Source organism: Pedobacter cryoconitis, from assembly GCF_014200595.1.
Taxonomy (GTDB): domain Bacteria; phylum Bacteroidota; class Bacteroidia; order Sphingobacteriales; family Sphingobacteriaceae; genus Pedobacter; species Pedobacter cryoconitis_C.
In genome coordinates this window covers 1,835,438-1,850,207 of the sequence record NZ_JACHCG010000001.1, presented here as the reverse complement: position 1 = coordinate 1,850,207, position 14,770 = coordinate 1,835,438, and the positions used below count along the sequence as shown (strand labels likewise).

Genomic DNA, 14,770 nt, shown 5'->3' with positions numbered 1-14,770 from the left:
ATTCATTAGGAACCCGATTTTACAGCGTCTAATGCTGTTCCGATATTCTTATGTGCGTCTTCAGGAAATTCTGAAATCAACTTATTGTTCTTGAAATTTCTAAAGCTGTATTTCTTTTCTTCCGCATTAAAGGCAACATCATCATGATCCAGCGCAGATGCGTCCTCTGCACTAAATCCCTTTTTAACTTCTTTATGACCTTTTACAACCAAAGTATCTCCATCAATCCTAACCACTTTCATTAAAGTAACCTGCGGTTCTGTCATCTGCGGTGAAGGCATTAAGAACACCCTAAGTATATCACCCGGAGCTACAGCAGCAAGAGAGGCGGCCGTTGCTGCACTGGTAACAGCAGCTTTTTCAGCCCTGTTTTTATTCACAATTGGTGCAATTACAGACATAGCGACAAAAACCCCTGCAATAATATAAATATTCCGGAAAAGCCTCCATGCAAATGGGGTATCCGCTTTTAAATTCTGAGCTTCTGATTTTAATTCTTCTGACCATTCCTTTTTTGGAATTTCAATATGACGTTCAAGATCAATTGCTCTGACCTGCTGCATACTTATCGGGCCAAATGGTCCGAAAAGTGACATGTATTGCTGGTAAACATCCAGCTGAACATTACTTTTACTTCTCGTTAATGGATCAATTTCTGTTAAAACTGTCCTGGAATTGAGAGTTTTTTCCTTAATATCGTAGATTATAAACATATCTTGCGCTTAAACAAATATAGTGCCAGTCAACTTTTTAAATAATTACGGTGATCGTGTTTTATACAAAAAGGATTTCTTATCTTTTGATTCTGAAATAACATTCAGAATTATTGATTTAAATTAACCATTTGGCTTTGCACATGCACAGGTAGATCAGCTCATGGAGCAGTATATTATTCCTGCGGTAAGATAATTGTATAGCTGATCATTTCTCTCTTGCTAAAAATACTGCTGGAAATCAGCGTGGAAACAACTTTATCATCCACCAGAATTTCCATCTTCACTGATCCGGCATATTCCGCGATAATACCTAAGGATAGAATAGCTGATCTTTTGATATTTCTTTTAAATTTCCGGGAGAAAGGAAGCGTTCTTTTATCTGAAACAGTAACTACCCCATTTTCATCCGTATAAATAATATCACCACCTGTGATCACATTTTTATAAGGGCTTATTTTATATTCGATCGTTACTTCTTTCTGAGTATAAACCTGCTGTTTTACCATTTCTTTCTTACAGGAACCTATAAAGATGAACAGCGCGGAAAACGCAGTAATTTTAAGACTGTGTATGTTAAGAATTAAAAAGTTCATGAATCGGAGGTGTGTTTAGGAGTGTATGGACTAAACGCAATAATTGCCAATACCCCCATCCTGTTCATGTCCTCAGGCCCGGGATTTTACCTCATCAGGCTTTTTATTCCGGTAATCGCAATTTGCAATCCTACACAAAAGATCAGAAATGCAGAAATCCGGTTAAAGATTGCCTCTGCATTGGAACTTAAATAACGGATAATATTTTTTGTATTCAAATAGAAAATATAGATCAGGATACACATCACTATAATGGCAGATAAAATAGCTGCTGTATTCATAAAATAGTCAGAACGATCTGATGATATACTGTGAGCACTTAATGTAAATAATACGGAAATAGTACCCGCGCCAGTAGTCACCGGAAAAGTAATTGGATAAAACAGTTGACCTTCAATGTTACTATATCCCGATAAATTAGTTTCTGTTTCTGCTGTAGCATTTCCCTGCTTTTTATCGGAAGAAAGATTTTCCCATCCCATTTTACAGATCATAATCCCTCCTGCCAGTTGAACAACCGGAATAGAAATACCAAACAATTCCAGGATCCACTGGCCGGCAAATAAAGACACAGTACAGATTGAAAAAGCATAAAAGGTAATTTTCCCTACTGCTTTTCTCTTTTCGGCAGAGTTGAGCCCGGTAAAAAAGGGGCTGATAATGAAAGAAGACCCAATCGGATTCACAACCGGAAACAACGCAATGATACCAATAAAAAGCAGGTGGAAAAATGAGTGATACAAAAGAGGCATTATAAAACAATTAGGTGGACTATCAATTTACAATATGAAATATCAGCATTTTTCTCAAAGATTTCATCACCCCACTCAGGTAATTATTTATATAATAATTAATTAATACTGATTATCAACAACATAGCGCTGATACTTAAATAATTTTTGATTACTGATTATATTTTATAGATTTGGTGAACCAATAATTGGTAAACCAAATATATCCTTATGAAGTCATTTATAGAAACCATCAGGTCTATCGAACTTGAAACTCCTGTAGATAAAATAATCGGACAGCTTAAACAGCTGATTACCTCCGGACAACTGCAACCTGGTGACCGCTTACCTGCCGAAAGAATACTCGCTGAAAAGTTTGGTGTAGGCCGTAGCTATGTGCGTGAAGCTATTCTGAAATTAGAGTTCTATGGCCTGTTAAAAACAAATCCACAAAGCGGAACTTATGTAGCTGGCCTGAGTATTAAAGTCCTGGACAGTATCATCACCGATATCATCAAATTCAATAAAGAAGATTTTAATGCATTGCTGGAAGCCAGGTATTACCTGGAACTGGATGCGGTCAAATTAGCTGCTGAAAGAAGAACGGAAAAAGATCTGGAAAGTTTAAAAGAAGCACTGCTGGATTATGAAGCTAAAGTCAATGCCAATCAGAATGCGGTAGAGGAAGATATGATCTTCCATATCCGGATTGCGAAGGCCTCTAAAAATTCTGTGATCGAATCTATGATCCTGATTTTAATCCCCGATCTGATTAAAAGTATTGTAGAGAATAAAATCTGCGGAGATAACAGAGGTAAACTGGCGATTGAGGAACATAGAAAAATCTTAAAAGCAATCGAAAATCAGGATATCGATGCCGCAGAAAATGCAGTAGCGGCACATTTAAATGATATGTTCCAGTTAAGTAAAGCTGGGTTTGCTGCACAAAAAATCATACAGGACAACGTTTAAAACTACGCTCAGGAAATGGCATAAGCCTTAAAATTTATTATTTATAATGATATGATGAACTACTTGAAAAAGTTGGTAATGGGATTGATTTGCCTGATTTCCGGGCTATCTGTTCATGCGCAGCAACATCCTTCTATCATGCTGACCAAAGCTAATATAACGGCATTAAGAAAAGGAATTTCAACCTATCCCCTGCTTGGCAAATCGTACAAGAAGATAAAATCAGATGCAGACAAAGCCATTAAAGAGCCGGTTGACGTACCTGTACCTAAGGATGCAGGAGGCGGCGCTACCCACGAACAGCATAAAAAGAATTATATCAATATCCTGAATTGCGGAATTGCCTATCAAATGTCAGGAGACAAAAAATATGCAGCCTATGTAGAAGCTTTGTTATTAAAATATGCTTCAGAATATCAGAAATGGCCGCTTCACCCTAAAAGGAAAGAAGGCCATCAGGGCGGCAGGATCTTCTGGCAGAGCCTGAATGATTTTGTCTGGCAAGTCTATACTATACAAGGTTATGATTTGGTTTATGAGGCGATTGCACCGGCGCAACGTCAACAAATAGAAACAGGCTTGTTTATACCAACAGTTAAATTTTTCACGGAAGATTGTGCAGAAACCTTTAATAAAATCCATAACCATGCCACCTGGGCTGTAGCTGCCGTTGGGATGACTGGTTATGTGATCAACAGGCCTGATTATGTAGAAATGGCATTGAAAGGAACAGCTAAGGATGGTAAGGCTGGTTATCTTGCGCAGATCGACCAGTTGTTTTCTCCCGGGGGCTATTATACAGAGGGGCCTTATTATCAACGTTATGCGCTTCTTCCTTTTTTGATATTTGCAAAAACGATTAACAATTATCAGCCGGCACTGAAAATCTTTCAATACCGCGACCAGTTACTGGATAAAGCAATTGAAACCTCTCTTCAGCTCACTTACACGGATGGCACCTTTTTTCCATTTAATGATGCAGTAAAAGGAAAAACTTATGAATCTGCTGAACTCGTTTACGGAGTTGATATCGCTTACGCAGATATTAAGCCACAACCAGAACTGCTGGATATAGTTAATAAACAAGGACTGGTAATTGTTTCTGATGCCGGGTTAAAAATTGCTGCCGATGTAGCCGCAGGAAAAACTAAACCTTTTGTTTACCAAACGATGCTGATTACAGATGGTGCAAGTGGTAAAGATGGTGGCATTGGAATATTAAGGGCCGGAACAAATGAGGATCAGCAGGCTGTATTAATTAAAGCCACTTCGCAGGGAATGGGTCACGGGCACTTTGACAGGCTTAACTTATTGTATGATGATAACAATGTGGAAGTATTTCCTGACTATGGCTCTGCGCGTTTCATCAACATAGAATCTAAAAAAGGTGGGGATTACCTGCCTGAGAATAAGTCGTGGGCCAAACAAACTGTTGCGCATAATACGCTGACAGTTGATGAAACCTCGAATTTTAAAGGGAATGCGGATCGCGCGCAGCAAACTGCGGCAGAAATTCTTTATTTCAAAGATGATGCGAACCTGAAGGTAATCAGTGCGGCAGAAAACAATGCGTATCCGGGTGTAAAAATGACCAGAACCACCGCTTTATTAAAAGTGGAAGCGCTTCAAAAATCTTTGGTGATTGATGTTTTCAGGGTAGATGCCGATAAAGTTCATCAATATGACCTCCCATTTTGGTATAAAGGACATCTGACAGATTCTTCTGTCCAAATTAAGTCCTTTACGGATCAGCTTAAAGCTTTGGGCACGCAATACGGTTATCAGCACATCTGGTTAAATGCTGAGCAGGCCGTTCCCGAAAAGACTGGTTACCTGACCTTATTAAACAATAAACGTTTCTATACGATTAATTTCGCCACACAGTCAGCTGTAAACCTGAAATTGCTGACGCTTGGCGCAAACGATCCGGATCAGAATTTATTGGAGAGCAAAGCTTTTATGCTTTCTTCAAAAGGCAGTAAAACACAAACATTTTTTACAGTGACTGAAACGCATGGCAGCACAAATACAGTGGACGAAACCACTTCTGGTGCTTCGGGTAGTGTAAGTGATTTAAAAATCATAACTGCCGGGCCGGAACAGATTTCAGTTTCCTTTAAGGTGAAGGGAAAACTATATCAATACCAGATCAACTTTAAAAACAAAGAAAACTTTATAAAACTAAACTAATCAACATGTTACAGAGCAATTTATTTCAAATAGAAGAAGAAACGCCTTGGCAGGATCTCGGAAACGGGGTTAAAAGACAGGTTTTTGGTTACAATGATCAGATTATGCTGGTTAAGGCAAAATTTGAGGCAGAAGCAATCGGGCAATTACACCAGCATCACCATGCACAAGTGACTTATGTAGATAGCGGGGTCTTTGAAATGAGTATTGGGGAGAAGAAAAAGATCCTTAAAAAAGGTGATGGGTTTTATGCACCTCCACACGAAATGCACGGCTGTGTTTGTCTGGAAGAAGGCATATTGATAGATGTATTCTCTCCGCACCGCGAAGATTTTTTATAGGCTTAACAAGGTATAGGATGAAAAGAATTATACTGATTGCCGGGCTGTTATGGACAACCCATCTTGCAGTGGCACAAGATACCACACAAGTTAAAAAAGTAAGTTATCCCGCCGGATTCAGTGAACAGCTGAATGTGGTTTATACACAGGTGGGTGACTGGGAAGGGAAATTGGATTTATATCTGCCGCCCCCCCAGGGATCACCTTCCCCACTGGTCATTAACATCCATGGTGGTGGCTGGAATAAAGGGACAAAAGAATCACAAGGTGGCTTTAGTGCTTTCTTTAAAAAGGGATATGCAGTGGCTAATATCGAGTACCGTCTCACTGCTAAGGCAACTGCTCCGGCAGCAGTAGAAGATACCAGGTGTGCACTGATTTATTTAATCAGCCATGCGCAGCAATTACATATTGACGTGAATAAAATTGTCATCATGGGGGCTTCATCCGGCGGTCATCTGGCACTGATGGGCGGACTGCTGGAAAATGATCATTTGTTTGATGGGAACTGTAAAAACACTGAGCACATCAAGGTTGCAGCAATCATTGATAAATATGGGATTACCGATGTCTGGGATTGGGGTTACGGAAAATTAAAGACCAGTAAATCTGCAACCAGCTGGTTAGGAGCTAAAGCATTGGATCAGGACTTTGCCAAATCTGTTTCCCCACTGTTCCAGGTTAAAAAAACAAGTCCGCCGGTATTTATCGTACATGGTGATGCCGATCCGATTGTACCCTATGAACAGTCCGTTGCCTTAAAAGCCAGGCTTGATGAACTGGGTGTTAAAAATGAATTCATCACTGTAAAAGGGGGCTTGCATGGTAAGTTTCAGCCAGCAGACAATTCAATGGTCAATGCAAAGATTATGGAATTTCTGAAAAGTCTGGGCTTATAATACGAACTGCCATCTGGCAGATTAATCAACGAAAACCAAATATAACCTCATGAAGATAAAAGGACTAAGGTGGTACATTATCGCATTGATTTCGCTGGCTACAGTGATCAATTACATCGACAGAAGTGCCATCAATATTATGTGGCCTTATATTTACAAAGAATTCGGCATTGCAGCGGCAGACAATAAAAATGCACTGGCCCTGATTACGACATTCTTCATGATTGCCTACGCATTGGGACAGACTTTTACCGGAAAACTGATGGATGCGGTAGGTACAAGATTGGGCATGACCATTTCCATTATTGGGTGGAGTGTTTCCATAGCGCTGCATTCATTCGCTAAATCCTTATTGTCATTCAATATCTTTCGCTTTATGCTGGGTTTTTCAGAAGCGGGAAACTGGCCGGGTGCCACAAAAAGTAATGCAGAATGGTTTCCGGTTAAGGAAAGGGCTATCGCACAGGGAATTTTTGGTGCAGGCGCGTCTTTAGGCTCTGTCATATCCGCTCCGGCTATTGCTTTTCTGTATATCGTTTTTGGCTGGAAAATGACTTTTGTCTTCATTGCCGGATTGGGACTGATCTGGGTAATTCCCTGGTTGATTATCAATAAGGCGACCCCGGATAAACATCCATGGCTTACAGAAAAGGAAAGAAACTATATTCTGGATGTGAATACTGAAGCCCAAACACAAGTAGATGAAACTCCGGTACTCAGCTGGAAGGAATTGTTAAAGTTTAGAAATACATGGGGCATTATCATGGCCAGGTTCTTTATTGACCCGGTATGGTGGTTATTTGTAACGTGGCTGCCTACTTTTTTAAAGGAGCAGTTTCTATTTGATATCAAACAAATTGGTGCTTTTACCTGGCTCCCCTATTTATTTGCTGCTATCGGCAGTTTGCTCGGGGGCTATCATTCTTCCTGGCAGGTAAAAAAAGGTGTGAATGCCGTAAAAGCAAGAAAAAATTCTGTAGCTGTAGGTTGTGTTTTCATGCTGCTGTCTTTAGTTGCTATTGTCTATAAGCTGGATGACCTGAAAACAGAACCGGGTTTAGCAATGGTACTGATAGGTCTGACCCTGTTTGGTTTCCAGTTCCTGATCGGAAACCTGCAAACTTTGCCAAGTGACTATTTCAATGGTAAAAACGTAGGAACAGTCGCAGGAATGGGCGGTACAGCAGCTGTAGCCGGGACACTTTTAACTACCTGGTTAGTTCCTGTAATGACCAAAACAAGTTATGTATCCTTTTTCGTACTGGCCGCAATGCTGGTACCGGTCACCTGGATCTGCATAAAATATATTACCTCAAAAAGAATCATTCATTCATAAACAAATCATATGAGATTAAAAAACAAAGTAGCCGTAGTTACCGGTGGTTCAAGAGACATTGGCAGAGCAGTTTCCTGCCAGCTTGCCCGTGAAGGAGCGAAAGTAGTGATCAATTATTTTGATAACCTGGCGAATGCAGAAGAAACATTAAAACTGATTCAGTCAGCGGGCGGAGAAGGAATCATTGTCAAAGGTGATGTAACCAAATCTGCCGAGGTTACTGAATTAATTGAGCAGGCCAGGGCAGCTTTCGGAGACGAAATCCATATCCTGGTTAATGTGGCTGGCGGAATGGTAGCAAGGAAACCTACGCTGGAACTGGACGAGGATTTTTGGGATGCAGTGATGGACTTAAATTTAAAAAGTGTATATCTGGTGAGCAAAGCAACTATTCCTTTTATGGGTTCTGGTGCTTCAATTATAAACCTTTCTTCGCTTGCCGGCAGAGATGGCGGTGGCCCTGGTGCAAGTGCTTATGCCACAGCTAAAGGTGGAGTGATGACTTATACCCGTGCACTGGCTAAAGAGCTGGGCCCGAAAAACATAAGAGTAAATGCAGTTTTACCGGGAATGATTGCGACTGCTTTTCACGATACTTTCACCAAACCCGAAGTAAGAACCAATGTGGCAAACTCTACCTTATTGAAAAGAGAGGGAAAGGCCACTGAAGTAGCTGATCTGGTTGTTTATTTAGCTTCTGATCAATCCAGTTATGTAACGGGTACCAATATTGACATTAATGGTGGTTTGAATTTCTCCTGATTCACCATTCATGCAGGAGGGGCTGGCCTCCTGCATTAAAAAAAACCTGGCAGCTGACCTGAGCAAAACAAGCTGTTTCCTGCGGTAAAGGAGATTTTACGGAGCAGGTACAACCTATAACCAAATATAAATTATTATGAATTCAAAAGTTTACTTTAACAGTTTACTAGTCATGATATTGTCGTGTTTTTTATGCTTAAAACCGGCCTATTCTCAGACAAAGGTATCCATTCAGGGTACTGTGAAGGATCAAAAAGGGGAAGCTCTGCCAGGCGCCTCGATCATGGTGAAAGACACGAAACAAGGTGTCGTCACCGATACTAAAGGAGAGTTTAAAATCAAAGCCGAACCGGGTAAATTACTACTGATCAATTACATGGGCTATGAACCACAAGCTTTTGCAGTTAAAACAGCAGAAACAATTACGATCACTTTAAGGGAAATCCCCAATACAATGAACGAAGTGGTTGTAATCGGTTATGGTACACAAAAGAAATCTTCGGTTACCGGTGCAGTAAGCAAGTTGAAAAATGATAACCTTGATGAAATTCCAACTGCACGTTTAGACAATGCGCTGATTGGAAAAATTGCAGGTGTAACCATACAAAATGTCAGTTCAGAAGCAGGTGCTGCCCCTACCGTAAGGGTGCGCGGATTTAGTTCAATCAGTGCAGGCTCCCAGCCTCTGGTCGTAGTAGATGGCTATCCTGTACCTGATGGGTTGTCTTTCGTTGATCCTCAGGATGTGGAAAGTATTGAAGTGCTTAAAGATGCGGCTTCTGGTGCAATTTATGGATCACGAGCGGCTAATGGAGTGATTTTAATCACCACAAAAAGCGGAAGTTCTGATAAGCCAAGATATAGTTTGAAGAGTTATTATGGTTTTAAAAAGCCATATAAACTGAATCCGATCATGAGCATTACAGATTATACCAAAATGCTTTATGCAGAGGCCGCATTGCGTGCAGATGACCCTACAGTTCCGGCCAATATGAAAAACCTGATCACTGATCCGGAAAGAGCAGCTTATGTCATTGAGAATGAGATTAGCGGCGGCCCTACCGACTGGCAGCAGGAGGCTTTACAAAATGCAGCCATTTCTAATATTCAACTAAGTATTTCTGGTGGTAAAAAAGACCTGAGATACTATGTGTCAGCGAGCGGCCAGAAAGATGAAGCCGTATTAAAGTATAGTGACAACAGTAAGTTTAACCTGAAGACTAAACTGGATGGTACGTTGAGCAAAAAAGTGAGTTTCAGTATTAACTTCAATCCTTCTTATGTAAAAACGCAAAGACCTTCCGTAAACTTTACTGACTATTTCCGTTTCGGTTCTTTCCTCCCGGTTAATCACAGCGATTTTACCGCAGCCTATGTTCATCAGAATGCAGCCTGGGCAAGTGTCCTTCCGGGTGATTTTGTACAAGCCAGACATTTTAACGGGTTACAATATTCCGGAACAATGCCCGATGGCAGTAACTGGACTAGTGCCGGCCCTGTAGAACCTTTCGCTACAAGTAACAATACACCGCTTTCTATTGCAGCCAGAGAAACGCGGGATCAACAAACTTACCGGATGCTGGGTGGTGGAGATATCAGTATCAGGTTCCTGCCAAACCTGATCTTTAAAAGTTCCATTGGCGGCTATTATTCGCAGCAGGAAAATACAACACTAACCAGGTCAAATGCCAGAAAAGATGGTGACGTAAATGAAGCTACGCTTTATACGAGAAACTATATGGATCTATTATTGGAAAACACCCTGAATTATAATGTAACCAGGGGTAATCACAGTTTTACAGGCTTATTGGGTTTTACGACACAGCAAACCAAGATCAAAGAAACCAATATGGTGGGAAGAAATTTTCCTACAGAGACCTTTGAAACTTTAAATCAGGCTGGTCAGATTGATCAGGCTTTAACGAATACACTTAAAGACCAGATTGGCCTGGTTTCTTACCTTGGCCGTTTAACTTACGACTATAAGAATAAATACTTGCTAGCTGCCAGTTTCAGGATGGATGGGAGCTCTTATTTTGCCGAGGGACAAAAACAAGGCACTTTTCCTGCGATTTCGGCGGGCTGGGGAATTGGAAAAGAGGATTTCATGAAGAATCTTTCCTGGATCAGCAACATGAAACTCAGAGCAAGTTATGGCGCTACCGGAAATAATAAGATCCAGAGTTTTGCTTTTCAAAACCTGTTATACCCGGGGAATTACTCTTTCGGAAGCGGTACTGGCTCTGTAAACCTTGGTTTATCACCAAATTCAGATGTACTGGCCAATCCTGATATCACATGGGAACGTACTTTTGAATTTAATACTGGTCTGGACCTTGGCTTTATGCAAGACCGTTTTGGGCTGACCATCGAGTACTATAATTCCAATACGGATAAGTTACTGTACAAAAGATCTACTCAATCTTTTAGTGGCTCTTTTGAATACTTTGATAACTCAGGTAAGGTTAAAAACCAGGGTATTGAAGTTGAATTCAATTCAGTAAATATCAAAACTGATCATTTTCAATGGTCTACTTCACTTAACTTTTCCGCGAATAGAAATCGTTTACTGGAGCTTGGTGGAGAACCTTTTCAATATAATTACGGAGAGCGGAATGAAATCTATGCGGCTATTGTCGGACAGCCTGCTATTCAGTTCTTTGGTTATAAAACTGACGGTATCTGGACTTCACAGGCTCAAATTGATGCAGCCAAAGCTGGTGGGCAAACCTCTACCCTGTCTAAATATTACGCCCCGGGAGGTTTAAAGTTTGCAGACGTGAATGGGGATGGTAAAATTGATGTAAATGACCGGACAACCATTGGAAGTCCCTTCCCGGATTTTACCTGGGGAATCAACAATTCATTTAAGTATAAGGGCTTTGATCTGAATATCATGATTCAGGGTGTACAAGGCGGGAAAATTATCAATGGAGATGCCAATTACAATGAATCCAGAAGGTACAATGAGAAATTCAATCAGAACAGATGGATTAGCGCTGCACATCCCGGTGATGGAAAAACGCCTTATTATACCAATGGTGAAAACTGGCTGCTCACAGATTACGTGATTGAAAGTGGTTCTTACGCTGCTTTAAGAAATGTGATCCTGGGTTATACGATCCCTGCTAAAATTATTAAGAAACTGGGTGTAAGCAGTGTCAGGGTCTATAGCTCTGCTGATAATTTGTTTTATCTGACCGGAAGTTCCTACCGGGGTATAAACCCGGAAGCAAGAACGACTTCCTCGCAATATTCTTCTCCTTTGGTAGATGGTTATCAGCGTGGTGCTTTTCCAATTTCACGCACTTTCACTTTTGGTATAGATGTTAATTTTTAATTTAAAAAGACATAAGATGAGAAATCTCCACTATATAACCGCAGGTTTGGTGCTGTGTTTAAGCATAGTATCCTGCAAAAAAGTTATTGATATTGATCCTATTTCCAATGTTGGGGTTGATAGTTTTTATAAAACATATGACCAGACTAAAACAGCTTTAACAGGAAGTTATAACGGGATGCAAAAGCCATTGGAATTTGAGTGGATGCTGACCGATTTAAGGACTGATAATTCTAAACAAGGGGTCGCAAACAGTTCGGCAGCCATCAATTTTGAATTCAATGATCTGGATATGTTCACTTTGAATTCTTCTCACGATAAGGTTTATCAATACTGGCTGGTAACTTATAAAAACATCAGGTCTGTTAATTATGTCCTGAGAAGCCTTGGGGTTGTTTATGCGGCCGGAAAAACTACTGTAGGCGAAGGGACAGCAAAAATGACTCCCGGGCAAAGGAATCAGCTGGCAGGTGAAGCTTTGTTTTTACGTGCTTATCATTATTTCAATTTGGTCAGGTTGTATGGAGGTGTATTTCTGGTCACTGATCCGGTAGATCCCGAACAATCCAAGCAGGTCAGCAGAGTTCCGCTTGCAGAATGTTATCAAATGATTGAAGCAGACCTTGTCGCAGCAAAAAACTTATTGCCACAAACGGCCTTCACTCCTTCTGCCAATGCAGATGCGGGCAGAGCCAATACCTGGGCTGCCAGAGCTTTATTGGCCAAAGTATATTTGACATTACATCGCGGCGCTGAAGCTCTGCCGCTACTGGACGAAGTGATCAATAACAGTGGTTATGGCCTGCTGCCTTCTTTTGCAGATGTATTTTCCATTAACAATGAGATGAACAAGGAAATCTTGTTCGCCGTCAGATTTAAAGCTGGTGGTTTGGGACTGGGTAACCTGATGGCTAATAATTTTGCACCTACTTCAAGTGGCAGTGCTGTGGTGAACGGTGATGGAAGCGGTTATAATTTCCCCACCAATGATCTGGATTTAACTTATAAAACCCCTGCTTCGGGAGCGGCTGACAGTCGTAAAGCAGTGACTATGGCCAAATACGCATCCAAGCTTTATGTGAAGAAATTCATCTCCCCTGTTTTGGTGAAATTTGATGCAGAAAACGATTTCCCTGTACTCAGATATGCAGATGTGTTATTGATGAAAGCCGAAGCTTTAGGTTTTGGGAACACAAGCCTGGAATTAATTAATCAGGTCAGGTCAAGGGCTGGTGCAGCAGCTTATACTACCGGAGACTTTAAAACTGGTTTTTATAAATATCCTGCTGATCCGGCAAATCCTAATGCAATTACCAATGAAGCTCAGTTTCTGGCTGCTTTATTAAATGAGAGACGGTTGGAATTTGCTTTTGAGAACCAGCGTTTCTTTGATCTGGTAAGAACTGATCAGGCCATCGCAGTAATTAAAAATCATTTTGCTGTAGAGTTTGATTCGCATTATAAAAATTATAGACCAGCCTTTACGCTGGCCGAATTACAAGCTAACCTGACGCCTGAAAAATTACTGCTGCCGATCCCGCAGCGCGAGCTGGATGCCAACGATCAGCTCAAAATCACTCAAAATCCTGGTTATTAATAGCTATTAATGATGAAGAACTTTTATTTAATAACGATGATTGCAGCAGGTTTTATCTTGCTCAATAGCTGTAAAAAGGATAAAACTGCTGTCAATACACCAGATGTATTGACAGCAAAAGCGTTTACTTTCAACACAGCAATCGGCCAGACAGGCCCTGATACGATACTGAATGGAGAATTGAATTCTACGGTTGGCATCAGGCTGATCTATTTTTATCTGATGCGCAGCGACAAAACGGATTCCCTGATTTACAGAGATACCCCAGCACAGGAAAACAGGAACCTTTATCGTTTCTCTATTCCTGCCAAAAGTTTCTCTGCTGCGAAACTGACTAAGGTTACTGGGATTAAGGTAATGGTTAAACATATTGACAATTCTTCTTTTGAAGGGCTGATTAAGATGACCGCCTTTACTCCACCTATGCCCACCCTGACAGATATTCCGGCCAGTATACTTCCTGATGAAACGGGCAAAGTTTTGATTAAAGGAAAAGCAAATTCAGAAAATGGATTAAAGCTGATTGAGTTTTACGATGATTCGAAAGGGGCATTTGAAAAAGCAGATCAGATCGCACTGACCAAAAACGAAAAAACATATGAATTGAGTTATCAATATACTTACCGCAAAAATGCCGGTAAAATCAAAATAGTAATTACTGATAGTTTTGGGCTTAAAGCTGAGGCTTTGATCAACATCCCTATCAAATCATATGTTTTGTATAAAGACCTGACGATGATGGCACATGGAACGGCATCAGCACCATCAGCAAGCAGTTTTTTCAACGGTGAAACAGGTAGTTTACTGGGCAGCTGCACAGTTAGCGGTCAGGAGCAAAAAGTAGATTTCGTCACTTACTGTACCACTGCAATGGTTTTTAGTTTATACAGCCCGGCAAGTGCAACAACCATTACTAAGAATTACAAATGCAATACACAGATTTGGGAGCCTGATCCAGCGAGCCTTAAAGTGACTAAATTCCGGGTACTGATCCCCGGGTCTGTAGAAGCTGACAGAGTTTATGCGGCTTACAATGCGAATACTATTATCGAATTGGATGATCAATTCTTTGAAGGAATTACAGCCCCGGGAAGCAGTACTGCGAAGTTCGATGCAGCTACTGCAAACCAGGCAGCGAATGTTTTCAATACTACCAGCGCCTATTTAATTTGGGTTCGCGTACCGAAACCCGATGGAACTTTTACCAATCAATTGTTAAGCGCGAAAAGTGTAGTTATCGGGAGCCCGGTTGCTGTTTCAACTATTAAGTTTGACATACTCGTATCTAAATAG

12 protein-coding genes are annotated in these 14,770 nt (G+C 40.8%); 9 read left to right on the top strand and 3 right to left on the bottom strand.

The features are described 5' to 3' along the window. Window positions 1–5: 5 nt before the first annotated feature. From HDE70_RS07620 to HDE70_RS07610, 3 genes are all read right to left on the bottom strand, one after another. Complete coding sequence (locus HDE70_RS07620; protein ID WP_183869936.1) at window positions 6–713, bottom strand: hypothetical protein; 708 nt, start codon at window positions 711–713, stop codon at window positions 6–8. 176 nt (window positions 714–889) lie between these two features. After that, a complete protein-coding gene (locus HDE70_RS07615) occupies window positions 890–1,309 on the bottom strand; it encodes a hypothetical protein (protein ID WP_183869934.1) in 420 nt (139 codons plus the stop codon). An 86-nt stretch (window positions 1,310–1,395) separates the two neighbouring features. Next, complete coding sequence (locus HDE70_RS07610) at window positions 1,396–2,052, bottom strand: MarC family protein (protein ID WP_221302015.1); 657 nt, start codon at window positions 2,050–2,052, stop codon at window positions 1,396–1,398. Window positions 2,053–2,271: 219 nt separating this feature from the next. On the opposite strand from HDE70_RS07610, the gene HDE70_RS07605 reads away from it, so the two are divergent. The 9 genes from HDE70_RS07605 to HDE70_RS07565 all read left to right on the top strand — a co-directional run bounded on the left by HDE70_RS07605 (window position 2,272) and on the right by HDE70_RS07565 (window position 14,770). Next, window positions 2,272–3,012, top strand: a complete 741-nt coding sequence (locus HDE70_RS07605) for a FadR/GntR family transcriptional regulator (RefSeq protein ID WP_183869932.1) — start codon at window positions 2,272–2,274, stop codon at window positions 3,010–3,012. Between the two features lie 51 nt (window positions 3,013–3,063). Then, window positions 3,064–5,202 (top strand): heparinase II/III family protein, encoded by a 2,139-nt coding sequence (locus tag HDE70_RS07600; RefSeq protein ID WP_260160116.1) that lies wholly within the window; start codon window positions 3,064–3,066, stop codon window positions 5,200–5,202. A gap of 5 nt (window positions 5,203–5,207) precedes the next feature. After that, window positions 5,208–5,543 carry a cupin domain-containing protein gene (locus HDE70_RS07595; protein WP_183869931.1) on the top strand — a complete coding sequence of 112 codons (336 nt, stop codon included), beginning with the start codon at window positions 5,208–5,210 and terminating at the stop codon, window positions 5,541–5,543. A 17-nt stretch (window positions 5,544–5,560) separates the two neighbouring features. After that, complete coding sequence (locus tag HDE70_RS07590; RefSeq protein ID WP_183889138.1) at window positions 5,561–6,442, top strand: alpha/beta hydrolase; 882 nt, start codon at window positions 5,561–5,563, stop codon at window positions 6,440–6,442. Window positions 6,443–6,491: 49 nt separating this feature from the next. Next, the gene (locus HDE70_RS07585; RefSeq protein ID WP_183889136.1) at window positions 6,492–7,778 is read left to right on the top strand and encodes an MFS transporter; all 1,287 of its coding nucleotides are present in this window, start codon (window positions 6,492–6,494) and stop codon (window positions 7,776–7,778) included. A 9-nt stretch (window positions 7,779–7,787) separates the two neighbouring features. Beyond that, the gene (locus HDE70_RS07580; protein ID WP_183889134.1) at window positions 7,788–8,540 is read left to right on the top strand and encodes an SDR family NAD(P)-dependent oxidoreductase; all 753 of its coding nucleotides are present in this window, start codon (window positions 7,788–7,790) and stop codon (window positions 8,538–8,540) included. 136 nt (window positions 8,541–8,676) lie between these two features. Then, window positions 8,677–11,880, top strand: a complete 3,204-nt coding sequence (locus HDE70_RS07575) for a SusC/RagA family TonB-linked outer membrane protein (RefSeq protein ID WP_183889132.1) — start codon at window positions 8,677–8,679, stop codon at window positions 11,878–11,880. 16 nt (window positions 11,881–11,896) lie between these two features. Beyond that, on the top strand, window positions 11,897–13,477 hold the full coding sequence (locus HDE70_RS07570; protein ID WP_260160113.1) for a RagB/SusD family nutrient uptake outer membrane protein: 1,581 nt from the start codon (window positions 11,897–11,899) through the stop codon (window positions 13,475–13,477). Window positions 13,478–13,486: 9 nt separating this feature from the next. After that, on the top strand, window positions 13,487–14,770 hold the full coding sequence (locus HDE70_RS07565) for a hypothetical protein (RefSeq protein WP_183889128.1): 1,284 nt from the start codon (window positions 13,487–13,489) through the stop codon (window positions 14,768–14,770).

Excerpts from the sequence above, each read along its gene's own strand:
- HDE70_RS07620 (WP_183869936.1), bottom strand. The coding sequence starts at position 713 with ATGTTTATAATCTACGATATTAAGGAAAAAACTCTCAATTCCAGGACA.
- HDE70_RS07615 (WP_183869934.1), bottom strand. The coding sequence starts at position 1,309 with ATGAACTTTTTAATTCTTAACATACACAGTCTTAAAATTACTGCGTTT.
- HDE70_RS07605 (WP_183869932.1), top strand. The coding sequence starts at position 2,272 with ATGAAGTCATTTATAGAAACCATCAGGTCTATCGAACTTGAAACTCCT.
- HDE70_RS07600 (WP_260160116.1), top strand. The coding sequence starts at position 3,064 with ATGATGAACTACTTGAAAAAGTTGGTAATGGGATTGATTTGCCTGATT.
- HDE70_RS07595 (WP_183869931.1), top strand. The coding sequence starts at position 5,208 with ATGTTACAGAGCAATTTATTTCAAATAGAAGAAGAAACGCCTTGGCAG.
- HDE70_RS07590 (WP_183889138.1), top strand. The coding sequence starts at position 5,561 with ATGAAAAGAATTATACTGATTGCCGGGCTGTTATGGACAACCCATCTT.
- HDE70_RS07585 (WP_183889136.1), top strand. The coding sequence starts at position 6,492 with ATGAAGATAAAAGGACTAAGGTGGTACATTATCGCATTGATTTCGCTG.
- HDE70_RS07580 (WP_183889134.1), top strand. The coding sequence starts at position 7,788 with ATGAGATTAAAAAACAAAGTAGCCGTAGTTACCGGTGGTTCAAGAGAC.
- HDE70_RS07575 (WP_183889132.1), top strand. The coding sequence starts at position 8,677 with ATGAATTCAAAAGTTTACTTTAACAGTTTACTAGTCATGATATTGTCG.
- HDE70_RS07570 (WP_260160113.1), top strand. The coding sequence starts at position 11,897 with ATGAGAAATCTCCACTATATAACCGCAGGTTTGGTGCTGTGTTTAAGC.
- HDE70_RS07565 (WP_183889128.1), top strand. The coding sequence starts at position 13,487 with ATGATGAAGAACTTTTATTTAATAACGATGATTGCAGCAGGTTTTATC.